Source organism: Streptomyces fradiae (genome assembly GCF_041270065.1).
Taxonomy (GTDB): domain Bacteria; phylum Actinomycetota; class Actinomycetes; order Streptomycetales; family Streptomycetaceae; genus Streptomyces.
This window is the reverse complement of the sequence record NZ_CP065958.1, coordinates 1,038,800-1,065,723: the sequence shown is the minus strand read 5'-3', so window position 1 is coordinate 1,065,723 and position 26,924 is coordinate 1,038,800. Positions and strand designations below refer to the sequence as shown.

Annotated in this window: 28 protein-coding genes and 1 riboswitch; of the genes, 15 read left to right on the top strand and 13 right to left on the bottom strand. The window is 73.3% G+C overall.

Features of this window, described 5'->3' with window-relative positions:
• The first annotated feature begins 49 nt into the window (after positions 1 to 49).
• The 5 genes from JAO84_RS04760 (at position 50) to JAO84_RS04740 (ending at position 4,713) form a co-directional block, all read left to right on the top strand.
• Positions 50 to 1,006: an FHA domain-containing protein gene (locus tag JAO84_RS04760; RefSeq protein ID WP_370410691.1), complete on the top strand. Its 957-nt coding sequence runs from the start codon at positions 50 to 52 to the stop codon at positions 1,004 to 1,006.
• Between the two features lie 28 nt (positions 1,007 to 1,034).
• Positions 1,035 to 1,781 (top strand): MerR family transcriptional regulator, encoded by a 747-nt coding sequence (locus JAO84_RS04755; protein WP_370410689.1) that lies wholly within the window; start codon positions 1,035 to 1,037, stop codon positions 1,779 to 1,781.
• Positions 1,782 to 1,878: 97 nt separating this feature from the next.
• Positions 1,879 to 2,352, top strand: a complete 474-nt coding sequence (locus JAO84_RS04750) for a bifunctional nuclease family protein (RefSeq protein ID WP_265866874.1) — start codon at positions 1,879 to 1,881, stop codon at positions 2,350 to 2,352.
• A 239-nt stretch (positions 2,353 to 2,591) separates the two neighbouring features.
• Complete coding sequence (locus tag JAO84_RS04745) at positions 2,592 to 3,209, top strand: MerR family transcriptional regulator (protein ID WP_370410687.1); 618 nt, start codon at positions 2,592 to 2,594, stop codon at positions 3,207 to 3,209.
• A 94-nt stretch (positions 3,210 to 3,303) separates the two neighbouring features.
• Positions 3,304 to 4,713 carry a DNA polymerase IV gene (locus tag JAO84_RS04740; RefSeq protein ID WP_370410685.1) on the top strand — a complete coding sequence of 470 codons (1,410 nt, stop codon included), beginning with the start codon at positions 3,304 to 3,306 and terminating at the stop codon, positions 4,711 to 4,713.
• Positions 4,714 to 4,743: 30 nt separating this feature from the next.
• On the opposite strand, the gene JAO84_RS04735 is transcribed toward JAO84_RS04740, so the two are convergent.
• Entirely contained in the window at positions 4,744 to 5,169 is a 426-nt protein-coding gene (locus JAO84_RS04735; RefSeq protein ID WP_370410684.1) for a PRC-barrel domain-containing protein, read from the bottom strand.
• Positions 5,170 to 5,232: 63 nt separating this feature from the next.
• Positions 5,233 to 5,331: riboswitch (glycine riboswitch) on the top strand.
• Between the two features lie 180 nt (positions 5,332 to 5,511).
• Here JAO84_RS04735 and gcvP point away from each other — a divergent pair.
• On the top strand, positions 5,512 to 8,397 hold the full coding sequence (gcvP, locus tag JAO84_RS04730; RefSeq protein WP_370410683.1) for an aminomethyl-transferring glycine dehydrogenase: 2,886 nt from the start codon (positions 5,512 to 5,514) through the stop codon (positions 8,395 to 8,397).
• 121 nt (positions 8,398 to 8,518) lie between these two features.
• Here the strand turns inward: gcvP and JAO84_RS04725 are convergent, their stop codons facing one another.
• Positions 8,519 to 8,725, bottom strand: a complete 207-nt coding sequence (locus tag JAO84_RS04725; RefSeq protein WP_306806344.1) for a DUF5999 family protein — start codon at positions 8,723 to 8,725, stop codon at positions 8,519 to 8,521.
• Positions 8,726 to 9,029: 304 nt separating this feature from the next.
• Entirely contained in the window at positions 9,030 to 9,641 is a 612-nt protein-coding gene (locus tag JAO84_RS04720; protein WP_370410682.1) for a hypothetical protein, read from the bottom strand.
• Between the two features lie 498 nt (positions 9,642 to 10,139).
• On the opposite strand from JAO84_RS04720, the gene JAO84_RS04715 reads away from it, so the two are divergent.
• Positions 10,140 to 11,678, top strand: a complete 1,539-nt coding sequence (locus JAO84_RS04715) for a glutamate--cysteine ligase (RefSeq protein WP_370410681.1) — start codon at positions 10,140 to 10,142, stop codon at positions 11,676 to 11,678.
• A 151-nt stretch (positions 11,679 to 11,829) separates the two neighbouring features.
• Complete coding sequence (locus JAO84_RS04710; protein WP_370410679.1) at positions 11,830 to 12,621, top strand: CPBP family intramembrane glutamic endopeptidase; 792 nt, start codon at positions 11,830 to 11,832, stop codon at positions 12,619 to 12,621.
• A gap of 100 nt (positions 12,622 to 12,721) precedes the next feature.
• On the opposite strand, the gene JAO84_RS04705 is transcribed toward JAO84_RS04710, so the two are convergent.
• A complete protein-coding gene (locus JAO84_RS04705) occupies positions 12,722 to 13,531 on the bottom strand; it encodes a PhzF family phenazine biosynthesis protein (RefSeq protein ID WP_370410677.1) in 810 nt (269 codons plus the stop codon).
• A 191-nt stretch (positions 13,532 to 13,722) separates the two neighbouring features.
• On the opposite strand from JAO84_RS04705, the gene JAO84_RS04700 reads away from it, so the two are divergent.
• The gene (locus JAO84_RS04700; RefSeq protein WP_265866864.1) at positions 13,723 to 14,364 is read left to right on the top strand and encodes a PadR family transcriptional regulator; all 642 of its coding nucleotides are present in this window, start codon (positions 13,723 to 13,725) and stop codon (positions 14,362 to 14,364) included.
• 107 nt (positions 14,365 to 14,471) lie between these two features.
• Here JAO84_RS04700 and JAO84_RS04695 read toward each other — a convergent pair whose 3' ends face one another.
• A complete protein-coding gene (locus tag JAO84_RS04695; protein ID WP_370410674.1) occupies positions 14,472 to 14,900 on the bottom strand; it encodes an SRPBCC family protein in 429 nt (142 codons plus the stop codon).
• A 70-nt stretch (positions 14,901 to 14,970) separates the two neighbouring features.
• Positions 14,971 to 15,192, bottom strand: coding sequence for a hypothetical protein (locus JAO84_RS04690; protein WP_370410672.1), 222 nt, complete (start codon positions 15,190 to 15,192; stop codon positions 14,971 to 14,973).
• A gap of 275 nt (positions 15,193 to 15,467) precedes the next feature.
• Here JAO84_RS04690 and JAO84_RS04685 point away from each other — a divergent pair, with 275 nt between their 5' ends.
• The 3 genes from JAO84_RS04685 to JAO84_RS04675 all read left to right on the top strand — a co-directional run bounded on the left by JAO84_RS04685 (position 15,468) and on the right by JAO84_RS04675 (position 18,166).
• The gene (locus JAO84_RS04685) at positions 15,468 to 16,001 is read left to right on the top strand and encodes a Clp protease N-terminal domain-containing protein (RefSeq protein WP_370416660.1); all 534 of its coding nucleotides are present in this window, start codon (positions 15,468 to 15,470) and stop codon (positions 15,999 to 16,001) included.
• Between the two features lie 41 nt (positions 16,002 to 16,042).
• Positions 16,043 to 17,041 (top strand): DMT family transporter, encoded by a 999-nt coding sequence (locus JAO84_RS04680; protein WP_370410670.1) that lies wholly within the window; start codon positions 16,043 to 16,045, stop codon positions 17,039 to 17,041.
• A 180-nt stretch (positions 17,042 to 17,221) separates the two neighbouring features.
• On the top strand, positions 17,222 to 18,166 hold the full coding sequence (locus JAO84_RS04675; RefSeq protein WP_370410668.1) for a DMT family transporter: 945 nt from the start codon (positions 17,222 to 17,224) through the stop codon (positions 18,164 to 18,166).
• Here JAO84_RS04675 and JAO84_RS04670 read toward each other — a convergent pair.
• Both JAO84_RS04670 and JAO84_RS04665 read right to left on the bottom strand, forming a co-directional pair.
• On the bottom strand, positions 18,163 to 18,825 hold the full coding sequence (locus JAO84_RS04670; protein WP_370410666.1) for an FMN-binding negative transcriptional regulator: 663 nt from the start codon (positions 18,823 to 18,825) through the stop codon (positions 18,163 to 18,165). The genes JAO84_RS04675 and JAO84_RS04670 overlap by 4 nt on opposite strands.
• Positions 18,826 to 18,835: 10 nt before the next feature.
• A complete protein-coding gene (locus tag JAO84_RS04665) occupies positions 18,836 to 19,564 on the bottom strand; it encodes a pyridoxamine 5'-phosphate oxidase family protein (RefSeq protein ID WP_370410664.1) in 729 nt (242 codons plus the stop codon).
• 35 nt (positions 19,565 to 19,599) lie between these two features.
• On the opposite strand from JAO84_RS04665, the gene JAO84_RS04660 reads away from it, so the two are divergent.
• On the top strand, positions 19,600 to 20,931 hold the full coding sequence (locus JAO84_RS04660) for an aminotransferase class I/II-fold pyridoxal phosphate-dependent enzyme (RefSeq protein ID WP_370410662.1): 1,332 nt from the start codon (positions 19,600 to 19,602) through the stop codon (positions 20,929 to 20,931).
• 15 nt (positions 20,932 to 20,946) lie between these two features.
• On the opposite strand, the gene JAO84_RS04655 is transcribed toward JAO84_RS04660, so the two are convergent.
• Complete coding sequence (locus JAO84_RS04655; protein ID WP_370410660.1) at positions 20,947 to 21,933, bottom strand: DMT family transporter; 987 nt, start codon at positions 21,931 to 21,933, stop codon at positions 20,947 to 20,949.
• Positions 21,934 to 22,007: 74 nt separating this feature from the next.
• Between JAO84_RS04655 and JAO84_RS04650 the strand changes: the two genes are divergently transcribed.
• The gene (locus tag JAO84_RS04650) at positions 22,008 to 22,913 is read left to right on the top strand and encodes a LysR family transcriptional regulator (protein WP_370410658.1); all 906 of its coding nucleotides are present in this window, start codon (positions 22,008 to 22,010) and stop codon (positions 22,911 to 22,913) included.
• A 25-nt stretch (positions 22,914 to 22,938) separates the two neighbouring features.
• Here JAO84_RS04650 and JAO84_RS04645 read toward each other — a convergent pair whose 3' ends face one another.
• The gene (locus tag JAO84_RS04645) at positions 22,939 to 23,397 is read right to left on the bottom strand and encodes a pyridoxamine 5'-phosphate oxidase family protein (RefSeq protein WP_370410656.1); all 459 of its coding nucleotides are present in this window, start codon (positions 23,395 to 23,397) and stop codon (positions 22,939 to 22,941) included.
• A gap of 90 nt (positions 23,398 to 23,487) precedes the next feature.
• Here JAO84_RS04645 and JAO84_RS04640 point away from each other — a divergent pair, with 90 nt between their 5' ends.
• Positions 23,488 to 24,201 (top strand): cysteine hydrolase, encoded by a 714-nt coding sequence (locus JAO84_RS04640; protein WP_370410654.1) that lies wholly within the window; start codon positions 23,488 to 23,490, stop codon positions 24,199 to 24,201.
• On the opposite strand, the gene JAO84_RS04635 is transcribed toward JAO84_RS04640, so the two are convergent.
• The 3 genes from JAO84_RS04635 to JAO84_RS04625 form a co-directional block, all read right to left on the bottom strand.
• A complete protein-coding gene (locus JAO84_RS04635; protein ID WP_370410652.1) occupies positions 24,188 to 24,616 on the bottom strand; it encodes a Rieske (2Fe-2S) protein in 429 nt (142 codons plus the stop codon). The two genes, JAO84_RS04640 and JAO84_RS04635, sit on opposite strands and share 14 nt — an antisense overlap.
• 77 nt (positions 24,617 to 24,693) lie before the next feature.
• Positions 24,694 to 25,344 (bottom strand): adenosylcobinamide amidohydrolase, encoded by a 651-nt coding sequence (locus JAO84_RS04630; RefSeq protein ID WP_370416659.1) that lies wholly within the window; start codon positions 25,342 to 25,344, stop codon positions 24,694 to 24,696.
• 160 nt (positions 25,345 to 25,504) lie between these two features.
• Complete coding sequence (locus JAO84_RS04625) at positions 25,505 to 26,812, bottom strand: ROK family protein (RefSeq protein WP_370410650.1); 1,308 nt, start codon at positions 26,810 to 26,812, stop codon at positions 25,505 to 25,507.
• Positions 26,813 to 26,924 lie beyond the last annotated feature (112 nt).

Here is a 26,924-nt window from a genome sequence, read left to right as displayed (position 1 = left end):
TGACGGTCGCGCGGCAAGGGCATGACCTTGCGGGGGGTCGCCGCACCACATGGGTGGTGCGTGGTGGAAACTGTCGAGTGGCCACGGACGTTGTGAAGGTGTCCGGGTCGGCAGGTGTGTTCAGTCAGGGTTCGTCCTGCCCCACGGGCGGGTCTGTTTCGGTCAAGGGGAATCGCCCGTGAAGTTGTTTGCGAAGTTGTTCGGCAAGAGCGGACGCGAGGACGGCGGCAACGCCAGGCATCGCGCGCCGCGTCACGCCCAGGATGAGGAACAGGGCGCCGAGCGCCCGCTCTTCCGTGACGAGGTCGGTGGCCAGGGTGGCGACATTCCGGGCACACAGGGCGCGTCTTCTGTTGACCCTGCGGGTGCCGCGCGCATAGGTTTCGGAGAACCATCAACCTCAAGTACGGGTGGAGGGTTTGTCCCCGACCCGTACGCGACCCAGACCTCCGCGGGGCAGCCGCGGCAGGAGGACGCGTCCATGCCGGTGTGTACGAGGTGCGGTCACCGCAACACTGCGGACAGCCGTTTCTGCTCCCACTGCGGCGCGCCGCTGCGCGGCGGGGTGGTGCCGGAGCGCGCTTCCGAGACGACCTCGACGATCTCCATCTCGGGGCTCGAGGCCTACGACGCGGAGGTCACCGGCCAGATTCCGGCGCTCTCTCAGGAGGCCCTGGCGGCGGTCGAGGCACTGCCGTCGGGTTCGGCGCTGCTGATCGTGCGCCGCGGACCCAACTCGGGCAGCCGCTTCCTGCTGGACGGCGAGCTGACCACGGCCGGCCGTCACCCGCAGAGCGACATCTTCCTGGACGACGTGACCGTGTCGCGCCGTCACGTGGAGTTCCGGCGCCAGCCCGACGGCACCTTCACGGTGTCGGACGTCGGCAGCCTCAACGGCACCTACGTCAACCGCGAGCCGATCGACTCGGTCGTGCTCTCCAACGGTGACGAGGTGCAGATCGGCAAGTACCGGCTCGTGTTCTTCGCGAGCCAGCGGGGCGTGTGACGCTCCGGAGCACCTTCAGGGAAGGTCCATGCTGCGTACACCGACGGGCGGTGCCGGGCTCGGCACCGCCTCCGCGGGGGAGCGGCTGGTCAGCATCGGCACGGTGCTGAGCCAGCTGCGCGACGAGTTTCCCGAAGTGACCATCTCCAAGATCCGGTTCCTGGAGGCCGAGGGGCTCGTCGAGCCCCGCCGCACGGCCTCCGGCTACCGGAAGTTCAGTGCCGAGGACGTGGAGCGGCTCGCCCAGATCCTGCGCATGCAGCGGGACCACTACCTCCCGCTCAAGGTCATCCGCGAGCACCTGGACGCCCTCGCCCGGGGCGAGGAGGTGCGGCTGCCGGCCCCGGCCGGCGGTCGGCGTGACCTGCTCGACGGGACCTTGGACGGCGAGGGCGACCGGCCCACCGCCGCCCGGGTCGGCCGGGCCGAGCTGCTGGCCGCCGCCGAGGTGACCGAGGCCGAGCTGGCCGAGTGGGAGTCGTACGGGCTGATCGTCCAGGTGGCGGGCGGCGGCTACGAGGCCGAGACCGTCACGGTCGCCAAGCTCGTGGCGGACCTGGGGAGATTCGGTCTCGAACCGCGCCATCTGCGGGCCGTGAAGGCCGCTGCTGACCGGGAGGCCGGTCTGGTCGAGCAGGTGGTGGCGCCGCTGCGCCGGCACCGCAATCCGCAGACCAGGGCCCATGCCGAGGCCACCGCGAAGGAGCTCGCGGGACTCGCCGTACGCCTCCACGCGGCACTGGTCCAGACCGCGCTCGGGGTGCGTCTGCAGTGATCCGAGAGGGATCTGCCGGTGATCTTCCGCCGGCCTGCGGACGGCCTTCGGACGGCCCGACTACCCAAACCGGTCGGGCACGTCCTAGGGTTGCTGTGTGAACGAGCTCGACGTTGTGGGTGTCCGGGTGGAAATGCCCTCCAACCAGCCGATCGTTCTCCTGCGCGAAGTGGGGGGCGACCGGTACCTCCCGATCTGGATCGGTCCGGGCGAGGCGACCGCGATCGCCTTCGCCCAGCAGGGCATGGCTCCGGCCAGGCCGCTGACGCACGACCTGTTCAAGGACGTCCTGGAGGCCGTGGGCCAGGAGCTCACCGAGGTCCGCATCACGGACCTGCGCGACGGCGTGTTCTACGCCGAGCTGGTCTTCGCCAGCGGTGTCGAGGTGAGCGCCCGCCCGTCCGACGCGATAGCCCTCGCCCTGCGCACCGGGACGCCGATCTACGGCAGCGACGGGGTGCTCGACGACGCGGGGATCGCGATTCCGGACGAGCAGGAGGACGAGGTGGAGAAGTTCCGCGAGTTCCTCGACCAGATCTCCCCGGAGGACTTCGGGACCGGCAACCAGTAGCCGGCGGGCCGGGAGGCAGACCGGGAGGTGGCCGGGAGGTCGTCCGTTCGGGCGACACCTCGACGGGCCGCCGGGACGGAGAGCCCCCGGAGCATTCGAGTAGCCTTTCCCGAAAGAGGGGCACGGGAAACCACTCTTCGGGTGATTATCACTCGGCGTGCCGAGTGTGGCGATCGTTGACGCACCCCGAGTGACTGCCTACCTTCGTGTGGGCAGGTCAAGGACGGAGGGTCGGCGTGATGAGCAGCGGCGACGGTACGGCAGGGGGCTTCCTGGGGCGTGCTCCCGGGGAGAAGGGCCCGTATCCGCTTCACGGCAGTGTGGGCGACTTCGGTACGGACGCGAGCGCGGGCCCGGCGGCGGAGACCGTCGGCTATCGCGGCCCCACGGCCTGCGCGGCGGCCGGCATCACCTACCGGCAGCTGGACTACTGGGCGCGCACCGGCCTCGTCGAGCCGAGCGTGCGGCCCGCGTACGGCTCGGGCACGCAGCGCCTCTACAGCTTCCGGGACGTCGTCGTCCTCAAGATCGTCAAGCGCTTCCTGGACACCGGGGTCGCGCTCCAGAACATCCGCGCCGCCGTGCAGCACCTGCGGGCCCGCGGCTTCCGCGACCTCGAGCGCATGACGCTGATGAGCGACGGCGCGACCGTCTACGAATGCTCCTCGCCGGACGAGGTGGTCTCGCTGCTCCAGGGCGGGCAGGGCGTCTTCGGCATCGCGGTGGGTGTGGTCTGGCGCGACGTGGAGGCGGCGCTCTCGCAGCTGCACGGCGAGCGGGTCGACACCGGCGAGACCCTGATCGGGCACAACCCGGCGGACGAGCTGGCGCGCCGGCGCCGCGACCGGGCCGTCTGACCGCCCCCGTACCACCGTCCCGGACGACGTCCGGCGACACGGCCCGCACGCGCGTGCGGGCCGATTGTCAGTGGTGTGCGGCAGCATCGGAACCGTGAGAGCCGCGCCCACGATCCTGCATCTCGACATGGATGCCTTCTTCGCCGCCGCCGAGCAGGCGTCGAAGCCCAGCCTGCGCGGAAAACCCGTGGTCGTGGGCGGGCTCGGGCCGCGCGGAGTGGTCGCCACCGCCTCGTACGAGGCCCGGCGCTTCGGCGTGCACTCCGCGATGCCCATGGGGCAGGCGCGGCGGCTCGCGCCGAACGCGGCGTATCTGGTGCCGCGGTTCGCCTTCTACCGGGCGATCAGCGGACAGGTCATGGAGCTGCTCGGGCGCCTGTCGCCGCTGGTGGAGCCGCTGAGCCTGGACGAGGCCTTCGTGGACCTGGAGGCCGGCGGCCTGGCCGAGGACGGCGCGGGCGCGCGGGCGGTGGGGGAGCGGCTGCGGCGGGACATCCTCGCCGCCACGGGGCTCACCGGGTCGGTGGGCCTGGCCGGCTCGAAGATGCTCGCGAAGATCGCCTCCGAGGAGGCCAAGCCGGACGGGCTGGTGCTGATAGAGCCCGGGACGGAGCGGGAGCTGCTTGGACCACGTTCGGTGCGGATCATCCCCGGGGTCGGCCCGGCCACCGGGGAGCACCTGCGGCGGGCCGGGATCACGACGGTGGCCGAGGTGGTGGAGGCCGGCGAGGACGAGCTCGTACGGCTCCTGGGGCGCTCGCACGGGGCCGGGCTCTATCAGATGGCGCTCGGGCACGACGACCGGCCGGTGGTGGCGGAGCGGGACGCGAAGTCGGTCTCCGTGGAGGACACCTTCGACGTGGACCTGCACGACCGGCTGCGGATCCGCCTGGAGGTGGAGCGGCTCGCGGAGCGCTGTGTGGCGCGGCTGCGGGGCTCCGGGCACTCGGGGCGGACGATCGTCCTGAAGGTGCGGCGCTACGACTTCTCGACGCTGACCCGCTCCGAGACGCTGCGCGGGCCGACGGACGACCCGGTGGTGGTGCGCGAGGCCGCCGGGCGGCTGCTCGACCTGGTGGACACCACGGGCGGGGTGCGGCTGCTCGGCGTGGGCGTGAGCGGGCTCGCCGACTACACGCAGGAGGACCTGTTCGCGCAGGCTGAAGCGCAGGCCGAGGCGGAGCAGGCGGAGCCCGTACGGGACGAGTCGGCCGAGTCCGCTCCCGCGGAGGCCACGCAGCCCGCGGCCGCCGTGCCGGAGGCCGCGCCGCCGACCGCCACGGAGACCGCCGAGCGGCGCTGGTCGCCCGGCCACGACGTGCGGCACGCCGTGCACGGCGCCGGGTGGGTGCAGGGCAGCGGCCTCGGCCGGGTCACGGTCCGCTTCGAGGAGCCCGGCTCAGAGCCGGGCCGGGTCCGCACCTTCTCCGTCGACGACCCCGACCTGGTCCCGTCCGACCCGCTGCCCCTGGTCCCGGGCGGCGCGACCGGTGCCGCCGCCTAGGCACCCGTAGGACCGCCCGTCAGCGCCCCGTCAGGCCTCCTCCTGGCCCGCCAGGCGGCCGAAGTCGCGGGGGCCGGGGTCCTGGGGCGGCGGGGGGAGGGCGAGGCTGTAGTGGCGGTAGAGCTGGAGTTCCTGGTCCGGGGAGAGATGGCGGCCGACCCCGAAGTCCGGGGCGTCCTTGATGAGCGCGCGTTCGTAGGGGATGTGGAGGCCGTCGCCCGCGAGCTCGCTGGGCTCCAGGGGGACGAACGCGTCCCGGCTGAAGAGGCCGGTGCGGACGGCCGCCCATTCGGGCACCCCCGTCGCGTCGTCCAGGTACACCTCGTCCACGGTGCCGATCTTGTGTCCGTTCCGGTCGAACGCCTTGCGGCCGATCAGGCTGCGCGGATCGATGTCGGTCTGCACGGTCCCTCCAACTGGTCGCAACTGCTCTACAAGCACTACGAAAGTGCACATCTGGGATGTCGGCCACTTGAGCGATGGGAGCGGGAACCGCGCTGGTAGGCTGGCTGTGGCTGCGAACCCCGCGCGGGAGAGTCCTCCGGAGAAAGCTTTCGGAGGCGCCGAAGGAGCAAATCCTCCCCGGAATCTCTCAGGCACCCGTACCGCGCGGACGAGGTCACTCTGGAAAGCAGGGCGGGCGTTCCATGTCTCCCGCCCTCACCGACGGTGAAAGCCGGCCCGCCGCGAGGCACGGCCGGTGAAGCTCTCAGGTTGAGATGACAGAGGGGGAGGCCGTCCGGGCACCCGCGCCGTGGTGCCCCTCGCAGGTCGTGACGACCAGGAGGCCCCCGCAGCATGACCGCCAACCGCATCCCGCTCTCCGAGCTCGAGCAGGGCATTCCCTTCGAGCAGCGGCACATCGGACCCGACGCCGAGGCGCGGGCCAAGATGCTCGCCCAGGTCGGTTACGGCTCCCTCGACGAGCTCACGGCCGCCGCCGTTCCGGACGTCATCAAGAACGCCGAGGCCCTCGCGCTGCCGGCCGCCCGCACCGAGGCCGAGGTCCTCGCCGAACTGCGCGAGCTCGCCGACCGCAACCAGGTCCTCGCCCCGATGATCGGCCTGGGCTACTACGGCACCTTCACCCCGCCGGTGATCCTGCGCAACGTCATGGAGAACCCGGCCTGGTACACGGCCTACACGCCGTACCAGCCGGAGATCTCGCAGGGCCGCCTGGAGGCGCTGCTCAACTTCCAGACCATGGTCGCCGACCTCACCGGTCTGCCCACCGCCGGCTCCTCGCTGCTCGACGAGGGCACCGCCGCCGCCGAGGCCATGGCGCTGTCCCGCCGTATCGGCAAGGTCAAGAACGGGGTCTTCCTCGTCGACGCCGACGCCCTGCCGCAGACCGTCGCCGTCATCGAGACCCGCGCCGAGCCGACCGGCGTCGAGGTCGTCGTCGCCGACCTGTCCGCCGGCATCCCGGCCGAGATCGCCGAGCGCGGTGTCTTCGGCGTGCTGCTGCAGTACCCGGGCGCCTCCGGTGCCATCCGTGACATCAAGCCGGTCATCGACCAGGCCCACGAGCTCGGCGCGATCGTCACCGTCGCCGCCGACCTGCTCGCGCTCACCCTGCTCGCCTCGCCGGGCTCCCTCGGCGCCGACATCGCCGTCGGCACCACCCAGCGCTTCGGCGTCCCGCTCGGCTTCGGCGGCCCGCACGCCGGCTACATGGCCGTCCAGGACAAGCACGTCCGCTCGATGCCGGGCCGCCTGGTGGGCGTCTCCGTCGACGCCGACGGCAACAAGGCGTACCGCCTGACCCTGCAGACCCGCGAGCAGCACATCCGCCGCGAGAAGGCCACCAGCAACATCTGTACGGCGCAGGTCCTGCTCGCCGTGATGGCCGGCATGTACGCCGTCTACCACGGCCCCGAGGGCCTCAAGGGCATCGCGCGGCGCACCCACCGCTACGCCGCGATCCTCGCCGCCGGTCTGCGCGCCGGGGGCGTCGAGCTCACCCAGGGCGCCTTCTTCGACACCCTGACCGCCCGCGTCCCGGGCAAGGCCGACGCGATCGTCGCCGCCGCCCGCGAGGCCGGCGTGAACCTCTACCGGGCCGACGCCGACACCGTCTCCGTCTCCTGCGACGAGACCACCACCCGCGCCAACCTGGCCGCCGTGTGGGCCGCGTTCGGCGTCGAGGCCGACGTCGAGGCCCTGGACGCGAGCACCGAGGACGCGCTGCCGGCCGACGCGCTGCGCACCGACGCGTACCTGACCCACCCGGTCTTCCACGCGCACCGCTCCGAGACCGCGATGCTGCGCTACCTGCGCAAGCTCGCCGACCGCGACTACGCGCTCGACCGCGGCATGATCCCGCTCGGCTCCTGCACCATGAAGCTGAACGCGACCACCGAGATGGAGCCGGTGACCTGGCCCGAGTTCGGCCAGATCCACCCCTTCGCCCCGATCGAGCAGGCCCAGGGCTACGCCACGCTCATCACCGAGCTGGAGGAGCGCCTCGCCGAGGTCACCGGCTACGACAAGGTGTCGATCCAGCCGAACGCCGGCTCCCAGGGCGAGCTGGCCGGTCTGCTCGCGGTCCGCGCCTACCACCGCGCCAACGGCGACGCCCAGCGCACCATCTGCCTCATCCCGTCCTCGGCGCACGGCACCAACGCCGCCTCCGCGGTCATGGCCGGCATGAAGGTCGTCGTCGTGAAGACCGCCGACGACGGCGAGGTCGACGTCGCCGACCTGCGCGCCAAGATCGCCCAGCACCGCGACGAGCTCGCCGTGCTGATGATCACCTACCCGTCCACGCACGGTGTGTTCGAGGAGCACGTCGCCGACATCTGCGCCGAGGTCCACGAGGCCGGCGGCCAGGTGTACGTCGACGGCGCCAACCTCAACGCGCTGGTCGGCCTCGCCAAGCCGGGCCACTTCGGCGGCGACGTCTCGCACCTCAACCTGCACAAGACCTTCTGCATCCCGCACGGCGGCGGCGGCCCCGGCGTCGGCCCGGTCGGCGTGCGCGCCCACCTCGCCCCGTACCTGCCGAACCACCCGCTGCAGCCCACCGCGGGCCCGGAGACCGGTGTCGGTCCGATCTCGGCCGCCCCGTGGGGCTCCGCCGGCATCCTGCCGATCTCGTGGTCGTACGTGCGCCTGATGGGCGGCGAGGGCCTGAAGCGCGCCACCCAGGTCGCGGTGCTCGCGGCGAACTACATCGCCAAGCGCCTGGAGCCGCACTACCCGGTGCTCTACACCGGCCCGGCCGGTCTGGTCGCCCACGAGTGCATCGTCGACCTGCGCCCGCTGTCCAAGGCGACCGGCGTCACCGTCGACGACATCGCCAAGCGCCTGATCGACTACGGCTTCCACGCGCCGACGATGTCCTTCCCGGTGGCCGGCACGCTGATGATCGAGCCCACCGAGTCCGAGGACCTGGCCGAGCTCGACCGCTTCTGCGACACGATGATCGCGATCCGCGCGGAGATCGAGAAGGTCGGCTCCGGCGCGTGGCCGGCCGAGGACAACCCGCTGCACAACGCCCCGCACACCGCGGCGGCGCTGGGCGGCGAGTGGGACCACCCGTACACCCGCGAGGAAGCGGTCTTCCCGGCCGGCGTCTCGGCCACGGACAAGTACTGGCCGCCGGTCCGGCGCATCGACGGGGCGTTCGGCGACCGCAACCTGGTGTGCTCCTGCCCGCCGCTGGAGGAGTACGACAACTGAGCATGACGCGAGGGCCGGTTCGGAGACTTTCCGTCTCCGGGCCGGCCCTCGGCATGTGCTCCGTGTTTCCTCGTACCGTTCCTCGTACTGCCCCTGGTGCTGCTTCCGCTGCGGCGCTCCGTCAGGCCGCCGTCGTCACGCCGGCCGCCGTCAGCGGGCGGTGCGGGGCGATGATCTGCCCGTCCGGCAGCAGCTCACCGGTGTCCTCGAACAGCAGGACGCCGTTGCACAGCAGACTCCAGCCCTGCTCGGGGTGGTGCGCCACGAGTCGGGCGGCCTCCCGGTCCGCGGAGTCGGCGTTGGGACAGGCAGGCTGGTGCTGGCACATGGATGGATTCTTTCGCTGCGTCGTGGTGGATGTCCTGCGGCTCTTCGTGGTCATCGCCGCCCCCGTCGGTCGGTTCGGTTCCGGTCCCCAGTCTTGCCCTACGGACGGCGTTCCGCAGGTATTTCGCGGCAGCTCGTCCTCTCCCGGGAAGACGCATCACCCGCAGGGGCGGTTCGGGTCAACTGCACCATCTCTTCGGGGGGTTCGGGGTGGTCCCAGTGGGCTAGTCCGAACGTGCCCCCACTCGGACAGCAGTGCGCCCCGGGGGTCCGTACGGTCCCGGGGCGCGGGTACGGGGCGGGGCTCAGGCGCCCGCCGCGGAGCCGAGCAGCGGCGGCGGCCCGAGCCGCAGACCGATCACCGGGAGCAGGTCCGCCACCCGGTAGGGGCGGTGGGGGGCGATCCCGGGCGGCGCCGGGGCGAGCGGGACCAGTAGGTCCTCCGGTCCGGGCGCGGTGCTCGCGCCGTCCGCGTCGGTGTCGGTGTGCAGCCACAGCGTCAGCATGTACAGCTCCGGCACCGAGAGCAGCCGCGGCTGGTACGGGGTGACCAGCGCCTCGGCCTGGATCAGGGCCCGCTCGGTGGCCGCCACGTACGGACCCTCGAAGAAGTGCGAGAAGGCCCAGCCGTCCGGGGTGAGCATCGTGTCGGCGGCGGCGATCGCCCGGTCCCCGTGCCGGACCAGGAAGCGCCAGCCGGCCAGGTGCGTGCGCGGGGGCCGCGGTCCGGTCGCGCCGACGACGCCGGGGGCGGCGGCCGCGCCGAGCACATGGACGGGCAGCGGCAGTTCGGGGCTCAGCGGTCCCTGTGCGGCCCGCAGAGCCGGTGTGCGCGCCTCGCTGACCGCCGAGGGCGAGCCGAGGGCGGCGAGGACACTGCGGAGGGCCGGCGCGGGGGCCGGGGAGGGTCGGAGCATGATGGGTCGCCTCTCACTCAGGAGACACGGTGAAGCGTGGGCAGGTAACGACGGCGCTGTCAGCGACGGGGCCAGAGAGGGGGGCCATGGGTGCATGGCCGTGCGCCAACACTCTGCCTCGTTCGCGAAGTTTATACGACACGTGTTCACACAGTGTTTCCGCTAGGCGCCGCCGATATTCCTGACAAGGCGTCATCCGGACTTATTCCCAGCGCGATCGCTCGGAATGCCGGGCTCCGACAGAACGCCTGCCTGCACTTTCTCCGTCCGGTGGGGTCGGCCGATTCCCGACCCCCGCTGCACCGGTGCGGCGCGGACAATATGACATTGGTATATGTCCATTGCACTCCGCCCCCGGGATCCACCGCCGGACAAAGCCGTTCCAGCCTATCCGCCGCGACCTCGCTCCCGCAGGCGTTGTCGATCAGCCGACGGGGCATCATCGTCCGTGACGCTCGCGGCCGTCGCGGCGGCCGCCCACTCGGGAGGGACGCTTCGATGGGGGAGAAGGTCGTGGCCGACGGGTTCGGCCCGTCCGACCGGCAGCGCTACCGCAGAAAGCTCCAGCAATGCCTCGCGGCACTCGCGCGGCTGCTCGCGGAGAAGCGGTTCGACCGGCCCCGCAATCTCATGGGCCTGGAGATCGAACTCAATCTCGCGGGCCCGGACGGGCTGCCACGGATGCTCAACGCACCGGTGCTCGACCGCATCGCGAGCCCCGATTTCCAGACCGAACTCGGAATGTTCAACCTGGAAGTCAACATCGCCCCGCACCGGCTCGACGGGCACGTATTCGACCGGCTCGCCGAGGAACTCCGCACCGGCCTCGGATATGCCGACCGCAAGGCCGCCGAGCTCGGCGCCGGAGTCGTGATGATCGGAATACTGCCGACCCTCACCCAGGACGACGCGGTCTTCGACAACCTCTCCGCCGCCGACCGCTACACGCTGCTCAACGACCAGATCCTGGCCGCCCGCGGCGAGGACTTCACCCTCGACATCCACGGCGTGGAGCGGCTGCTCTGCACCTCGGCCTCGATCGTGCCCGAGGCCGCCTGCACCTCGGTGCAGCTGCACCTCCAGGTCACCCCGCCGCGCTTCGCCGCCGTGTGGAACGCGGCGCAGGCCGTCTCCGCCGTCCAGATAGCCGTCGGCGCCAACGCGCCCTTCCTCTTCGGCCACGAGCTGTGGCGGGAGTCCCGGCCGCCGCTCTTCACCCAGGCCACCGACACCCGGCCGCCGGAACTCCAGGCGCAGGGGGTGCGCCCGCGCACCTGGTTCGGCGAGCGCTGGGTCGACTCGGTGTACGACCTCTTCGAGGAGAACCTGCGCTACTTCCCGGCGCTGCTGCCGATCTGCGAGGAGGAGGACCCGCTGCGCGTCCTGGACGCGGGCGGGGTGCCGAAGCTGCAGGAGCTGGTGCTGCACAACGGCACCGTCTACCGCTGGAACCGGCCGGTGTACGGCTGGGTCGACGGCGTCCCGCACCTGCGGGTGGAGAACCGGGTGCTGCCGGCCGGACCGACCGTCACCGACGTCGTCGCCAACGCCGCCTTCTACTACGGGCTCGTGCGCACGCTCGCCGAGGAGTCCCGGCCGATCTGGCGGCGGCTCGACTTCGCGGACGCCGCCCACAACTTCGACACCGCCTGCCGGTACGGCATCGAGGCCGAGCTGCGCTGGCCACGGCCGGGCCGCTCTGGCGCGGTGGCGACCGTGCCCGCCACCCGGCTCGTGCTCGACGAGCTGCTGCCGCTGGCCGCGGCCGGGCTCGACGCCTGGCACATCGAGCCGCGCGACCGGGACTTCTACCTCGGGGTGATCGAGCAGCGCTGCCGGCGGAAGGTGAACGGCGCCTCCTGGCAGGCCGACACCTTCCACCGGGCCCTGGAGTCGGGCCTGGACCGGGCGGCGGCGCTCGCGGCCACCACCCGCCGCTATCGCGAGCTGATGCTCACCGGGGAGCCGGTGCACAGCTGGCCAGTCGGCGTGCCGGTCGGCAGGGAGGCGGACCGGGCCGTGGATCCGGCCGCGTAGGTACCCCGGACGCGTAGGCCGGGCCGGGCAGGTCCGGACGCGTAGGTCCGCGCCGGGCAGGTCCGGCCGGGCGGCTCCGGAGCGTAGGTAGGGTTTCCCGTACCCGTACGGCCATGGGGAATGGGAGACAGGTGTGGTGTCGGAGCAACATGTGGTGGACGCTTCCCTGCCTCCCGGCGGCCCCTCGCGCCGGATCCTGCGCTCCGAGACGCTGCTCGTGCTCGCGCTCTCGCTGGGCGCGAGCGGCGTCTCCGCGCTGATCAGTTTCATCGGCTCGCTGACCAAGCCGGGCGCCCTCAAGGAGCAGGCCGCCACGCTCAACGGCTCGTACGCGCCGGGGCGGCCCTGGCTCGATCTGGCCTGGCAGCTCTTCGGCATCGCCTCCGCGCTCGTACCGGTCGCCCTGGTCGCGCATCTGCTGCTGCGCGAGGGCGCCGGGGTGCGCGGGCTGCGGGCGATCGGCTTCGACCGCACCCGGCCCTGGCCGGACCTGGGGCGCGGCGCGCTCGTCGCGGCCGGCATCGGCAGCGCGGGACTGGCCTTCTACCTGGCGGCCCGGGCCTCCGGCTTCAACCTCACCGTGGTGCCCGAGTCGCTGCCCGACGTGTGGTGGAAGTACCCGGTGCTCATCCTCTCGGCGATCCAGAACGCCGTCGTGGAGGAGGTGATCGTCGTCGGCTATCTGCTGCGCCGGCTCGACCAGTTGGGCTGGTCCCCGAAGGCCTCGATGGCGGCCAGCTCGGTGCTGCGCGGCTCGTACCACCTCTACCAGGGCATCGGCGGCTTCCTCGGCAACATGGTGATGGGCGTGGTCTTCGTCTGGCTGTACCGGCGCTGGGGGCGGGTCGGGCCGCTGGTGGTGGCGCACTCGCTGCTCGACATCGTGGCCTTCGTCGGCTACGGGCTGCTCGCCGGGAAGGTGGGCTGGCTGCCCACGGTGTGAGCGCGTTCGGCGGAAGAAGGGGCGTACGGCATCGGCCGTACGCCCCTTCCGCGTCTCGGGGTCCCTGGGGTCCCTGGGGTCCCCGGGGTCCCCGGGGTTCTCAGGCGTGCAGCTCGCCGTCGATCACGGTCACCGCGTGGCCGGTCAGCAGGGTGCGCTCGCCGCGCAGCCGGGTGCGGACGAGGCCGGTGCGCGCGCCGCCCTGGAAGCCGGTCAGCTCGGCGCGGCCGAAGCGGGCCGACCAGTAGGGGGCGAGCGCGGTGTGGGCGCTGCCGGTGACCGGGTCCTCGTCGATGCCGACGGCCGGGAAGAAGCCGCGCGAGACGAACTGGTACGGACCCTCCGGGTCCTCCGCGGCGGCCGTCGCGATGATCCCGCGGTCGGACAGGGTGCTGAGCAGCGCGAAGTCCGGGGTCAGCCGGCACACGGTCGCCTCGTCGGCCAGTTCCACGACCAGGTCGCCGATGTGCGCGGCGGTGTCGTGCACGGCGACCGGCTCCGCGCCCAGCGCCTTCGCCAGGCCCTCGGGCGCGGCGACCGGGGTGAGGGACGAGGTCGGGAAGTCCATGGTGATCGTGCCGTCGGCCTCGGCGGTCGTGATCAGCAGGCCGCAGCGGGCGGCGAAGCGGACGGTGCCGGTGGCGGTGCCGGTGCTGTGCAGGACGTGGGCGGTGGCGAGGGTGGCGTGGCCGCACATGTCGACCTCGGTGGTGGGGGTGAACCAGCGCAGCGCCCAGTCCGCGTCGCCGCCCGGCGGCAGCGGGTGGGCGAAGGCGGTCTCCGACAGGTTGACCTCGGCGGCCACCTTCTGGAGCCAGGCGTCCTCCGGGAAGGCGTCCAGGAGCAGGACGCCGGCCGGGTTGCCGGAGAAGGGCCGGTCGGTGAAGGCGTCGACGATTCGAATCCGCATGACCCGGAACGTACCGGACGCGCAAAACCCCGGGCCAAGGCCAATCGCGGACCGCTGGACCGATCGGTGAGCTGTTCGGTGCTTGCTCGGAGAACAGTTCCGATATATCGTTGAGGCATCGCGACAGTTCAGCGATGAATCTCGATGAATCTCGATGAATCTCGATGAATCTCGACGGAAGGAGCGTTGCGATGCGTACCTACGGACATGAATTCGGACACGGAAGCGGGAACGGCCCCGGTGCCGGACGCGGGCACTGCGGCCCCGGACCTCGTGGTGACTTCGAGGGGCGGCGGGCGGCCTTCGGGCAGTTCGGGCCCGGCTGGGGCGGCGGGCCGTGGGGCGGTGGCCCCTGGGGCGGGCGCGGTCGCGGTCCCGGCGGGGGGCGGGGGCGGGCGCGGCGCGGCGATGTGCGCGCCTCGATCCTGGCCCTCCTCACGGACCGCCCGATGCACGGCTACGAGATGATCCAGGAGATCGTCGAGCGCAGCGGCGGGACCTGGAAGCCCAGCCCGGGCTCGGTCTACCCGACCCTTCAGATGCTGGAGGACGAGGGGCTGATCACCAGCGAGAGCGAGGGCGGCAAGAAGCTGTTCACGCTCACCGACGCCGGGCGCACGGAGGCCGAGGCGGGGCCGGACGCCCCGTGGGAGGAGGCCGGGCGCGGTGTCGACTGGGAGGCCCTGAACGAGATCCGGCAGGCCGGCTTCGGGCTGATGGAGGCCTTCGGGCAGGTCTGGAAGACCGGTGACGCCGAGCAGCGGCAGAAGGCCGTGGAGGTCATCAACGAGGCCCGCAAGAAGCTGTACCTGATCCTGGCCGACGAGCACTGACCCGACGAGTACTGACCCGACGGGCACTGAGCGGCTGACGGTCACGAAGGGGCCCCGCGGCATGCGCATGCCGCGGGGCCCCTTCGCGTACGGAACGCGCCGGCCGGTCAGCCGACCAGGCCGGCCAGCTTGCGCAGCGACTCGGTCAGCGCGGCCGTCGCCGAGTCCTTGAGCTTGCCGGCCATCAGGGAGACGGCCGCACCCGTGAACTCCCCGTCGATCCGTACCGTGGTGGCGTCGCCGTCGGCGGTGAGGGAGTAGCGCGTGCCGACGACGACGCCCATCGGGCCCTTGCCGCGGATCGCGAACACCCGGGCGGTCTCCAGCTCCTCCACCGTCCAGGTCACCTCGGCGGGGAAGCCCATCAGCTTCATGTTCTCCGCGAAGGTCGCGCCCGCCTCCAGGGCGGCCGGGCCGCCGTTCGGGAAGTTGGTGTGGGTGGCGTTCCACTCCCCGTACGAACCGAAGTCGGTGAGCCGCGCCCACACCTTCTCGGCCGGTGCCTCGATGCGTGCCTCCGCGCTGACTTCGGCCATGGGACCACCCCTTCACGCGTACCAGTCGGGCTATCGGTGTCGCGGAACGTAGCCGCAGGGGCGCGAACATTCAATACTGATGAACCGTCAGTTCTGCGGGCTCGCCGTCGACGCCGTCGAACCACCAGATCTGCGCGGAGTCGAACCAGTCCGAGGCGCGCGGACCGCCGCCCTCGTCGTGACAGTGGAACGCGGCCCAGAAGAGGTCGGCCGGCAGCGCCGCCCGCGGCGCGTACACGCGGTAGACGTACTGCCGCCCGTCTTGCGCGAGCAGGGCCACCATCCAGAACATGTCTGAAAGGACGGTGAAGGGCGGCCGTGTGGTTGCGTGGAGGGCGCGGGGCAAGGCGGCGCGCGCCCCGAGAGGCGAACTCGCGCGATCTCATCCGCAAGGAGGAGGAATCGACCGCCCGTACCCAACCCCGGTGGGATGCGCACATGCTCCTCGCCGAGGATGACCGCGCGCTCCGGGGCTGATGAGGTGGAAGGGTGCACGCTCCCGTCCCTCCGGTCCCGTCGCCCGACCGCCGCCCCGACTGCCTTTCCGGCCGTACGCCCGCGCCCCGGGTGCCCCGGCTGCTGCCCGCCGAGCGCCGGGCCGACCTCGCCGACCGGCTGACCGCGGAGCTCATGCGCGCCCTCGACGGCGCCCGGCGGCGGGCCCTGCGGGACGGTGACCGGCAGATCGACACCGCCCACCTGCTGCACTCGCTCGTCGAGGCCGACCCCGGGGCGGCCGCCGCGCTCGGTGACGCCGACCGGCGCGCCCGTGTCCTCGGCTATCTCGTTCAGCGCTCCATCGGCTACGGCCTGCGCTGGCAGCGCTCCGTCGAGGACACCGGCGCCACGCTTCCCGTCTTGCGTGGGGCCGACACCGCCGCCGCCGGCTGGTCGCCCGCGGCCGCCGCCGCCCTCGCCGGCGCCTTCGACCGTGCCGCCCACCGTGGTGCCCTGCGCGGCGACAGCCGGGTGCGCGGCCTCGATCTGCTCGCCGCGCTCGCCGTCGACCGGGACAGCCGGGCCGCCGAGGTGCTGCGCCGGGCCGGGGTCGATCCGGGTGCGCTGACCGCCCGGATCGAGCACCCGTCTCAACAGGTGTAACGGGGGTTACGCACCTGACCGGGTCCTGTCATGATGGCCCGATGCACGCGTCTCAGGGGAGAAGCGCCGGCCTGGGACTCGCCCTGGCCTCGGCCTTCGCATTCGGTGGTTCGGGAGTGGCGGCCAAGCCGCTCATCGAGGCGGGACTCGACCCGCTCCATGTGGTGTGGCTCCGGGTGGCCGGCGCCGCCCTCGTCATGCTGCCCGTGGCCTGGCGCCACCGGGACCTGGTGCGCCGCAAGCCCGCGCTGCTCGCCGGCTTCGGACTGCTCGCCGTCGCCGGCGTCCAGGCCTGCTACTTCGCCGCGATCTCCCGGATCCCGGTCGGCGTGGCCCTGCTCATCGAGTACCTCGCCCCCGCGCTCGTCCTCGGCTGGGTCCGCTTCGTCCAGCGCCGGCCGGTCACCCGGCGCGCCGCGCTCGGCGTCGTCCTCGCCGTCGGCGGTCTCGCCTGTGTCGTCCAGGTCTGGTCGGGGCTGAGCTTCGACCTGCTCGGACTGCTCCTCGCGCTCGCCGCCGCCTGCTGCCAGGTCGGCTACTTCGTCCTCTCCGACCAGGGCAGCGACGAGGCCGAGCCTGCCGACCCGCTGGGCGTCATCGCGTACGGACTCCTCGGCGGCGCGCTCGTGCTCACCGCCGTCGCCCGCCCGTGGGGCATGGACTGGTCGGTGCTCGCCGGCACCGCCGACATGAACGGCACCGAGGTCCCGGCCGGGCTGCTGATCGGCTACGTCGTGCTGATCGCCACCGTCCTCGCGTACGTCACCGGCGTCATCTCCGTGCGCAAGCTCTCTCCGCAGGTCGCGGGCGTGGTGGCCTGCCTGGAGGCGGTCATCGCGACCGTCCTCGCCTGGGTGCTGCTCGGTGAGCACCTGGCGGCGCCGCAGATCCTCGGCGGCGCCGTGGTCCTCGTCGGCGCGTTCATCGCGCAGTCGTCGACGCCCAAGGCCGCGGCCGCCGAGCCGGTGGCCGGGTCGGCCGCCGCATCCGTCACGGCGGACGAGGACGCCGAGGTGACGGCCGGGCGGAACTCCGCGTAGGGTGCCGCTCATGCATTCGACCGTTCTTCCGCCTCCCGCCGCCTAGCGCGGGCGGCACCTTCCGCTGACGAAGACCGGGCCCGGGCGTGCCGACACATGGCCCCCGGGCGGTTCGTCGCTGCCCGCCCGCGGAGCCCAGCGACCACCAACCTTCCTGTCTTCACACGGAGAAGAACGCACGTGTCGAATTCCTTCGGCCCCGCCCTGTCCACCGGGCGGAGCCTCACCTATCTGATCGTCGCCGGAATCGCCTGGGGCACCGCGGGGGCCGCCGCCTCGCTGGTCTTCCGGGCCAGCGACATGGGTCCCCTCGCCCTCTCCTTCTGGCGCTGCGCCGGCGGGCTCGTCCTGCTGCTCGGCGCGCTCGCGCTGCGGCGGGGACCGAGGACTCCGGCCGCTCCCGAGCCGCGACGCCGTCGGCTCGTCCGGATCCTCGGCACCGGCATCGGCCTGACCGTCTTCCAGAGCGCCTACTTCGCCGCCGTGCAGGCCACGGGGCTCGCGGTCGGCACGGTCGTCACCCTCGGCGCCGGGCCCGTGCTCATCGCCGTCGGCGCGCGCCTTCTGATGGGCGAGCGGATCGGCGTGGGCGGCGCCGCCGCGGTCGGCGGCGCGCTCGCCGGGCTCGGCGTCCTCGTCCTCGGCAGCGGCGGGGCGGAGGTCCGCCCGCTCGGCGTCGTCCTCGCCGTCCTGTCCGCCGCCGGATACGCGGCGATCACCCTGCTCACCCGCTGGCTCGGCCGCACCGGCGGCAGTGGCGACGCGCTGTCGACGACCACCTGGGCCTTCGCCGTCGGCATGGTCGGGCTGCTGCCCATGGCCTGGGCGGAGGGCCTGCTGCCGCACACCGACGCGCCGCTGCGGCTGCCCGCCCTGCTCCTTTACGTCGCGGCCGTGCCGACCGCCCTCGCCTACGCGCTCTACTTCGCCGGGGCGGCCGTCGTCCGCGCCGCCACCGTCTCCGTGATCATGCTCCTGGAGCCGGTCAGCGCGGCGGTCATCGCGGTCACCCTGCTCGGCGAACAGCTCACCGCCGCCACGGTCGCCGGAACGCTGCTCCTGCTGCTCGCGGTGACCGGTCTGGCCTTCGCCGAGACCAGGGGGACGGTGGCGACCCCCGGCTAGAGCGCGACCTGGCCTTCGGCGCCGGGCGTGCGGCGGGCCTTGTGGGCGAGGGCCGCCGCGTCGCCCGGGCCGCGGCGGTCGGACAGGCGGTCGGTGACACGGTCGCGGATGTCGGCCGGCTTGTTGCCGCCGTACTTGAACTTGGCGCGTACGTCGGTCACTTCGAGCCGCAGCATCCGGATGCCCGGGAGCATCCGGCCGAACGGCGCCTCGCCCGGGGCCACCGGGGCAGTGCCGCCCTCCGGCTGGAAGTGGGCGACCTGGCGGTTGAGCAGCTCCGCCTTCTCCTCCGGGTCGTCCACGATGTGCGCGGTGCAGCGCAGCTGGACGGCCGCGTAGAAGGAGGTCGGGGTGCCGTGCGCGGACGGCGCGCCGTCCGGGGCGGTCCAGTGGCCGGGCACGTAGACGTAGTCGTCGACCACGCTGAGCAGCACGGCGGACGAGCGCTCCAGGTCGCGCCAGAGCGGGTTGGGCCGGGCGAGGTGGGTGAGCGCCTGGCCGTACGGGCCGGGCTCCGGCTCGTAACGGAAGTGCAGCGGCTGCACCCACGGAGGCTCGCCGGGCGCGCCGTTCACCGCGAGCTGGCCGAAGTCGTGGCGGGCCAGCCAGTCCCGCCACTCGCCCTCGTCGAGCGCGGCGTCCCAGGGGTGGATGAGCATGGCGGTCCTCCTACAGGGCGGCGAGGCCGGCGAGGTAGCCGGGCAGCGGCAGCGCGTCGGACTGGCCGGCGGCCGGGACCGGGGTGCCGTAGCCGCGCTGTACGGGGACCACGCCGGCCCAGTGGGGGAGCGCGGCGTCCTCGGGGTCGTCGTTGGGGCCGCCGGTGCGGACCTTCGCGGAGACCTCGGCGAGGTCGATGCGGAGCACGGCGGTGGCGGCGAGCTCCTTGGCGTTGCCGGGCCGGGAGTCGGCGGCGCGGCCCGGCACCACGTGGTCGACGAGCGCGTCGAGCGCGGTGCGCAGCTCCTCGGGGTCGGTGACCTGGTGGGCGACGCCGTGCACCACGACCGAGCGGTAGTTGATCGAGTGGTGGAAGGCGGACTTGGCGAGCACCAGGCCGTCCACATGGGTCACGGTCAGACAGACCGGCAGGCCCGGCGCGTCCTCGCCCCGGCCGGCGGACCGCAGCGGCCGGGAGCCGGTGGACCCGTGCACGTAGAGCCGCTCGCCTATCCGCCCGTAGAGGGTCGGGAGCACGACGGGCGCGCCGTCGCGGACGAAGCCGAGGTGGCAGAGGTAGGTCTCGTCGAGGATCGAGTGCACCAGCGCGCGGTCGTACGAGGCGCGCTCCCGGGATCGGGTGGGGACGGTGCGCTCGGTGGGGGCGTACTCCCCGTCCCCGGCCCCGGTCGTCCCGGTCCCGGCGGCGGTGGCCGTGGTCGCCTGTGTCTCCGGCATTGCGAACTCCATTGCACTAGTGCATAATCTGGTTTGTGCTAGGAGAGTATCGGATCGAAGGTCGCCGTGCATCGGAGATCGCCGCCAGCGTCGAGCGCGGGGTCGGTGCCGGGCAGCTCAAGCCGGGACAACTGCTGCCGCCCATGCGGGAGTTGGCCGCCGGGCTCGGGGTGAACCCGAACACCGTGGCCGCCGCCTACCGCACCCTGCGCGAGCGCGGGGTGATCGAGACCGACGGGCGGCGCGGCAGCCGGGTGCGCGCCGCGCCCGCCACCACCGCGCGCGGCTCGATCCGGGTCGACGCCCCCGAGGGCGTGCGGGACGTGAGCAACGGCAGCCCGGACCCCGCGCTGCTCCCGCCGCTCGGCGAGGTGCTGGCCGCGGTCGCGCGCGAGTACGCCGAGCGGGCCCCGCTGTACGGAGAGGCGCCGGTCGACGAGGAGTTCGCGCGGCTCGCCCGCGCGGCCTTCGATGCGGGCGGTGTGCCGGCCGGGCCGGTCGGGGTCGCCTCCGGCTCGCTCGACGCCGTCGAGCGGGTGCTCGCCGCGCATCTGCGCCCGGGCGACGCGGTGGCGGTGGAGGACCCCGGCTGGGGCAGCCTGCTCGACCTCGTGCCCGCGCTCGGGCTTCGGCCGGTGCCGGTCGCCGTCGACGACGAGGGGCCGCTGCCCGAGGCGGTGGCCCGCGCCCTGCGCGCGGGCGCGCGCGCCGTGATCGTCACCGACCGCGCCCAGAACCCGACCGGCGCCTGCGTCACCGCCGAGCGGGCCGCCGCGCTGCGCGCGGTCCTCGCGGCGCACCCGGACGTGCTGCTCGTCGAGGACGACCACGGGCACGGCATCGTCGCCCAGCCGCTGCACCCGCTGGCCACGGGGCAGGGCAAGTGGGTCTTCGTGCGCTCGGTCGCCAAGGCCTGGGGCCCCGACCTGCGGATCGCCGCCTTCACCGGCGACGCGGAGACCGTCGACCGGGTGCTCGGCCGGCAACGGCTCGGCCCCGGCTGGGTCAGCCGGCTGCTCCAGCGGGCCGTGGTGCACCTGTGGACCACGGGCGCGATCGACCCGGCGGCGGTGGCCGCCTCGTACGGGGCGCGGCGGGACGGCCTGGTGCGCGCCCTCGCCCGGCGCGGCGTCGAGGCGCACGGGCGGAGCGGGATGAACGTCTGGGTCCCGGTCGCCGACGAGACCGGCGCCGTCGCCCGCCTCCTCGCCGCCGGCTGGGCCGTCGCCCCCGGCGCCCGCTTCCGCATGGACGCGGGCCCTGCGGTCCGGCTCACCGTCTCCGGCCTCGCCCGGACCGACCTCGAACCGCTCGCCGACGCGGTGGCGTACGCGGCGGGGCCGGCGCCGGCGCGGAGTTACGGCTGAGGGCGTGGCCCCGCGCTACGAGCGGGTGCCGGCGGTCTCCGGGCGCGGGGCTTCGGTCGGGGCGGCGGCCACGGGCGACGTGGGCTTGGTGCGGCGCGGGCCGCGGCTCTGGGTGAGGGCGGCGCCGGCGAGGACGATGATCGCGCCGACCGGGGTGTTCCAGGACAGCTGTTCGCCGAGGAGGGCGACGCCGGCGGCGGTCGCGATGACCGGGATGAAGTAGGTGACCATGGAGGCCGTCGTCGGGCCGACCTCGGCCACCACGCCGTACTGGAGCAGCATCGCGCAGCCCGTGCCGAGCGCGCCCAGGGCGATCACCGAGAGCAGCGGAAGGACCGCGAAGGACTCCGGCCAGCTGGTGAACAGCGGGGTGACCAGGGCCAGTTGGAGCGTGGCGAGGCCGACCTGGGAGCCCGCGAGGGAGAGGTTCGAGGCGCCGGTGCCGGCCAGGGTGCGGCGCACGTAGATCCAGCCGACCGCGTAGCTGAAGGAGGCGAGCAGTGCGAGCGCCGTGCCCGTGACGTCCAGGCCCGAGAAGCCCTGCCAGGCGCCGAGCACCGTGAGCACCCCGACGAAGCCGATGCCGAGGCCCGCCGCGCGCACCCGGGTGGGCCGGTCCTCGGAGAGCGCCACCAGGGACAGGAGCATGCCCCACAGCGGGGTCGTCGCGTTGCAGATGCCCGCCAGCGTCGACGGGATGGTCAGCTCCGCGTACGAGAACAGTGAGAACGGCAGCGCGTTGAGCAGGAACGCCGCCACCGTCAGATGGCCCCAGGTGCGCGCGCCGCGCGGCAGCCGGTCGCGCTTCACGACCATGGCGACGGCCAGCACCGCCGTACCGAAGAGAAGCCGGCCGAAGGTCACCTGGAACGGCGCGAAGCCGTCCGTGCCGACCTTGATGAAGAGGAAGCTGAAGCCCCAGATCAGGGCGAGGGCGCCGAAGCGGACGCGCCAGTCGACCTGCGGCCGGCGGGGTGCGGAAGGGGTGGCGGGGCTGCTCATGGAACTCAGGGTGGCCGAGCCGACCTCGTAGTACAAGCGAGAATTATTGGAGGCGACCTCTTAGAATCGCTTACATGTTGAATCTGGAGCGCCTGCGGACCCTGGACGCCGTCGCGCGGCACGGTTCCGTGAGCGGCGCCGCCGAAGGCCTGCACGTCACGACCTCCGCCGTCTCGCAGCAGCTGGCCAAACTGGAGCGCGAGATCGGACAGCAGCTGCTCGCCCGCAGTGGCCGGGGGATCCGGCTCACCGACGCCGGCCTGCTGCTCGCCGAGCACGCCTCCCGGATCCTCTCGCAGGTGCAGCTCGCCCAGGCGGACATCGAGGCGCAGCGCGGCCAGGTGGTCGGCGAGGTGCGGATCGCCGCCTTCCCCACCGCGATGCGCGGCCTGTTCCCCGCCGCCATCCGCGCGCTGCGCTCGGCCCACCCCGAACTGCGCGTGCACACCGCCGAGTTGGAACCGGACTTCGGGACCCGTGACGTGCTGCGCGGGGACAGCGACCTCGCCGTCGTCCTCGACTGGAACAACAAGCGGGCCCCTGTCCCCGCCGGCCTCGAACGGGCCCATCTGCTCGACGACTCCGCCGATGTCGCGCTGCCCGCCGACCACCCGCTGGCCGGGCGCGCCTCCGTCGAGCTCGACGACTTCGCCGACGAGGAATGGGTCTCCTGGCCGGCCGGCGAGTTCTGCCACGACTGGCTGATGTTCACGCTGCGCGGCAAGGGCATCGAGCCGCGCATCGCCCATGTCGCCGGCGACCACCACACCCAGCTCGCCCTGGTCGCGGCCGGGCTCGGTGTGTGCGTCGCGCCCCGGCTCGGCCGCCCGGCGACCATGGACGGGGTGTCCTTCGTGCCGGTACGCCAGCCGGTGCGCCGCCACATCTACGCGACCTGGCGTACGGATGCGGGGCGCCGCCCCTCGATCCGGGCGGTCGTCGAGGCGCTGCGGGAGGCGGGCGCGACGCACGAGAGCTGAGCCGCGCACCCCTCCGGCGCGGGGCTCAGATCTTGCGGAAGTCCCAGGACGCGACGGCGTCCGGGGTGAGCCGCAGCCAGGCGTGGCGGCCGTCGTGCGGCATCGCGTCGAGGCCGAAGTTCTTCGCGGCGAAGAGGCGCTCGACGGCGTCGAGTTCGGGGCACGGCTCACCCGTGCGCGGCGCCTCGCCGACGAACTCCACGGTGCCCGAGAGCTCCACGCCGCGCAGCTCCCCGTACTCCACCCCGTCGTCGGCCACCACCGCGACCTGCGGCCGGGACCGCAGCTCGGCCCAACGGCGGCTGCGGGTCAGCGAGTAGAGCCAGAGCGAGGTGCCGTCCCAGGCGAACCAGAGCGCGCTGACGTGCGGGCGGCCGTCGGCCGACACGGTCGCGACCCGGCAGGTGCGCTGTTCGGAGAGGAAGGTGTCGAGCTCGGCCGGAGTCATCATGATCCGGCGTCCGCGGCGCTGTGCGACGCTCATCGTGCGCACCCTTCTGGATTTCGGGGATTTCTGATGGAGTGTCAGAAATCATGGGGCCTACGGGCAGCCGGGAGCAAGGAGGAGGACGTCATGGGCGAGGGGAATCGGCGCAGGGAACCGCTGAGGGAACAGCTCAGGGAACAGCTCAGGGAACAGCTCGCACCGGACGGGGCCGTGCTGCTCACCGTCGAGTGCCAGCAGGGCGTCGTGGGCGGGGACAGTGCCCTGCCCGAACTCGCCGCCGCGGCCCGCTCGTCGGGCGCCCTGCACAACGTCGCCCGGCTGGTCGCGGCCGCCCACGAGGCCGATGTGCAGGTCCTGCACGCCGTCGCCGAACGGCGCCCCGACGGGCGCGGCGCCAACCACAACGCGCGCCTGTTCCGCGCCGCCGCCCGGCTGCCCGTACAGCAGCACACCGGCAGCGCCGCCGTACGGATCGCCGCACCGATCGAGGTGGCCGAGCAGGACCTGGTGGTGCGGCGGCTGCACGGCCTCTCGCCGATCGCCGGCACCGACGTCGACCCGCTCCTTCGCAACCTCGGCTGCCGCACCCTGGTCGTCACCGGCGTCTCCGCCAACGTCGCCATTCCCAACGCCGTGTTCGACGCCGTGAACCTCGGCTACACCGTGGTGGTACCGGCCGACGCCATCGCGGGCGTGCCGGCCGACTACACCCCCGCGATGATCCGCAACACCCTCGCCCTGGTCGCCACCATCGCCACCACCGACGACGTGCTCGGCTGCTGGAAGGCGCCCAGGCGGGCGTCCCGGGCCCACGGGGACGGCGGGGTCAGGCGAGCCTGATCACCTCCCCGGCCACCTCGATCGGCATCGGCTCCAGGGGCTTCGTCGCCGGTCCCTGCTTCACACTGCCGTCGTTGACGTCGAAACGGCTCTGGTGGCAGGGGCAGACGATCACGCCGTCCGCCACGCTGCCCACGGCGCAGCCCTGGTGGGTGCAACGGGACGAATAGGCCTTGAACTCGCCCTGCTTGGGCTGGGTGACGACCACGCCCTTGTCGGCGAACACCTTCCCGCCGCCCACCGGGATGTCGCCGGTCGTCGCGAGCGGCGCGTTCTCCTCGTGCACGTCCGAGCCGCCGGAGCCGCCCGAGCCGTTCTTGTCGCCGCTGTCGCCGCCGCCGCAGGCGGCGAGGGCCGCCGTCAGACCCGCTCCGCCCGCCGCCGCGACGACCGTCCTGCGCGCCACACCGCTCATCTCGTACCTCTCCCATCGACTCGTATGCGCCTTGATCCGCATGCGCCGCCCATGCTGTCGGACGCGGGCGCTCCGCGTCAGCCGTACACGGGGACGCGATCCGTCCGGCCGTCTCCGTCGGGGCGCGCAAGGGCTGCCGCGCAGGCCTCCCGGGCTGCCCGGTGCACCGCGCGGGCGAGCCGCGCGCCCCACAGGGAGCGCGGCCCGGCGAAGGCCTCCGGTTCCCGCCCGTCGTCCGCGCGAGGGGAGGGGCAGGCCACGCACACGGCGTCGGTGGGCGTGCCGGAGGCGTCCGCGCCCAGTTCCACCAGGGCCTGCGTCTTGGCCTCGGTGGCGGTGGCCACGGCGTTGACGAGGGCGGCGTCGGTGAGCGGCACCGGCAGCGAGACGAGGATGTTGATGGTGCCGGGGCGGCGCGGCGCGGCGAGGGCGCCGTCGTCGGGGACGGCCGCCCAGCCCCGTACGCCGATGCCGGCCGTGACCACGGCCTCGGCGCCGTCGTCCGCCGCGTGGCAGCGCTCGGCCACCGGAGCCGCCGTCATCAGGCCCACGCCCGGCCCGTCGAGCCCGGCGTCCGCGGCCAGCGCCCGCAGATGGGCGACCGGGTCGAGCCGCCCGTACCCCGGCGGCACCTGTGCGTTCAGCACCCAGCCCCGCTCCCCGATGCCCCCGCCCAGCACGGCGCTCGACACCATCCGGGTCCCCGGCCCGGGCGCCCACACGAGCATCGGCCACCGCTGCCCGTCCTCCTCGTGCGCGAGCAGGACGGCGTCGCGGAGCGGGCCGCGGGCGACAAGGGGCGCCGGAGGTACGGGAGATGTGGCGGGGGCGGTTCGCGGAGGCACGCCGCACCCTAACGTGGGCCGGAGCCCCAGTCCCGGGCGGGCCTCAGTGCGCCGTCCGTTCCCGCAGGGTCGTCCGCCAGGCCGGCTGGGTCCCGGGGGCTTCCGACTCCGGGGTTTCCGGTTCGGCGCGGCGGCCGCCGTGGGCGAAGAAGTCGGCGAGGGGGAGGATCGCGGCGCCGATCGTGACGGCCTCCGGGCCCAGGGTGCCGAGGCCGATGGTGACGCGGGCGGCGGGGTGGTGGAGCGCGTAGGCGCGGGCGTGGGCGCGGACCTGGTCGAGGAAGGCGTCGCCGAGCTGGAGGCCGGCCCAGCCGCCGACCAGGATGCGTTCCGGCTGGAAGAGGTTGATCAGGTCGGAGACGCCCGCGCCGAGGTACTCGGCGGTCTCCTCCAGGACGGCGACCGCCGTGGTGTCGAGGGCGTCGGCGGCGGTGCGGAGGGCGGCCAGGGCCGTCTCCTCGTCGGCGCCGGCCGGCGGGTTGCCGCCCGCCTCGCGCCAGCGGGCGACGAGGGCCTCTGCGCCCGCGTACGCCTCCAGGCAGCCGAGCGCGCCGCAGCGGCAGCGGCGCCCCCGGACCCGTACCGTCAGATGGCCCCACTCCAGGGCGCGGCCGGGCCCCATCGGGTCGGTGGCCACGCAGGCGCCGACGCCCGAGCCGACGAGCACGAAGACCGCGCTGCGGGCGCCGCGCCCGGCGCCGAACCAGAGCTCGGCCTGACCCATGGTGCGGGCGCCGTTGTCGATCCGGTACGGGACGGTGGCGGGCAGGGCACCGGTCTCGCGCAGCAGGCGCTCCAGCGGGACGGCGTCCCAGCCGATGGTCTGGCCGTGCACGACGGCGCCCTCGGGACCGCCGTGCGCGACGATCCCCGGGACGCCGACCCCGACGCCGAGCAGCCGCTCCGGGGCGACGCCGGCGGTGTCAAGGACCTCGGCGATGCCGTCGCGGATGTGGCCGACGACCACCCCGACCTCGTACCGCGCGGGCGGCTCGGCGGCGTCGACGGCCAACGGGCGTTCGGTGCGGGCGAGTTCGGTGAGGGTGAGGTCGAACAGCTCGATCCTGACCCGGGTTTCGCCGACGTCCACGCCGATCATGCAGCCGCTGCCGGGACTGATCCGGAGCAGCGTACGGGGCCGCCCGCCCGCCGAGTCGACGCTGCCGGCCTCCTCGACCAGGCCCTCGGCGGCCAGTTCGGCGACCACGTTGCTCACCGAGCCGGAGCTCAGACCGGTGGCCGGTCCGAGCGCGAAGCGGCTCATGGGACCGTCGAAGTAGAGTCGCCGCAGCACCGTGGTGCGGTTCTCGCGTCGCAGGTCGCGAACTGTGCGGCCACTTGTCGCTCGCACCGTAACCCCCGTTCTCTCGCGCCTGTTCCGCAAGATACACCGGGTGCGAGGCCTTGACACGCTCTTCCCTTGTTGTTTGACTCACGCCATAAATTAAGCCTGGGTCGAAAGC

Bases quoted from the DNA above. Each gene is read 5' to 3' on its own strand.
- JAO84_RS04760 (WP_370410691.1), top strand. From the start codon at position 50: ATGGGTGGTGCGTGGTGGAAACTGTCGAGTGGCCACGGACGTTGTGAA.
- JAO84_RS04755 (WP_370410689.1), top strand. From the start codon at position 1,035: ATGCTGCGTACACCGACGGGCGGTGCCGGGCTCGGCACCGCCTCCGCG.
- JAO84_RS04745 (WP_370410687.1), top strand. From the start codon at position 2,592: ATGAGCAGCGGCGACGGTACGGCAGGGGGCTTCCTGGGGCGTGCTCCC.
- JAO84_RS04735 (WP_370410684.1), bottom strand. From the start codon at position 5,169: ATGTGCACTTTCGTAGTGCTTGTAGAGCAGTTGCGACCAGTTGGAGGG.
- gcvP (WP_370410683.1), top strand. From the start codon at position 5,512: ATGACCGCCAACCGCATCCCGCTCTCCGAGCTCGAGCAGGGCATTCCC.
- JAO84_RS04725 (WP_306806344.1), bottom strand. From the start codon at position 8,725: ATGTGCCAGCACCAGCCTGCCTGTCCCAACGCCGACTCCGCGGACCGG.
- JAO84_RS04720 (WP_370410682.1), bottom strand. From the start codon at position 9,641: ATGCTCCGACCCTCCCCGGCCCCCGCGCCGGCCCTCCGCAGTGTCCTC.
- JAO84_RS04715 (WP_370410681.1), top strand. From the start codon at position 10,140: ATGGGGGAGAAGGTCGTGGCCGACGGGTTCGGCCCGTCCGACCGGCAG.
- JAO84_RS04705 (WP_370410677.1), bottom strand. From the start codon at position 13,531: ATGCGGATTCGAATCGTCGACGCCTTCACCGACCGGCCCTTCTCCGGC.
- JAO84_RS04700 (WP_265866864.1), top strand. From the start codon at position 13,723: ATGCGTACCTACGGACATGAATTCGGACACGGAAGCGGGAACGGCCCC.
- JAO84_RS04695 (WP_370410674.1), bottom strand. From the start codon at position 14,900: ATGGCCGAAGTCAGCGCGGAGGCACGCATCGAGGCACCGGCCGAGAAG.
- JAO84_RS04690 (WP_370410672.1), bottom strand. From the start codon at position 15,192: ATGTTCTGGATGGTGGCCCTGCTCGCGCAAGACGGGCGGCAGTACGTC.
- JAO84_RS04680 (WP_370410670.1), top strand. From the start codon at position 16,043: ATGCACGCGTCTCAGGGGAGAAGCGCCGGCCTGGGACTCGCCCTGGCC.
- JAO84_RS04670 (WP_370410666.1), bottom strand. From the start codon at position 18,825: ATGCTCATCCACCCCTGGGACGCCGCGCTCGACGAGGGCGAGTGGCGG.
- JAO84_RS04665 (WP_370410664.1), bottom strand. From the start codon at position 19,564: ATGCCGGAGACACAGGCGACCACGGCCACCGCCGCCGGGACCGGGACG.
- JAO84_RS04655 (WP_370410660.1), bottom strand. From the start codon at position 21,933: ATGAGCAGCCCCGCCACCCCTTCCGCACCCCGCCGGCCGCAGGTCGAC.
- JAO84_RS04650 (WP_370410658.1), top strand. From the start codon at position 22,008: ATGTTGAATCTGGAGCGCCTGCGGACCCTGGACGCCGTCGCGCGGCAC.
- JAO84_RS04645 (WP_370410656.1), bottom strand. From the start codon at position 23,397: ATGAGCGTCGCACAGCGCCGCGGACGCCGGATCATGATGACTCCGGCC.
- JAO84_RS04640 (WP_370410654.1), top strand. From the start codon at position 23,488: ATGGGCGAGGGGAATCGGCGCAGGGAACCGCTGAGGGAACAGCTCAGG.
- JAO84_RS04635 (WP_370410652.1), bottom strand. From the start codon at position 24,616: ATGAGCGGTGTGGCGCGCAGGACGGTCGTCGCGGCGGCGGGCGGAGCG.
- JAO84_RS04630 (WP_370416659.1), bottom strand. From the start codon at position 25,344: ATGCTCGTGTGGGCGCCCGGGCCGGGGACCCGGATGGTGTCGAGCGCC.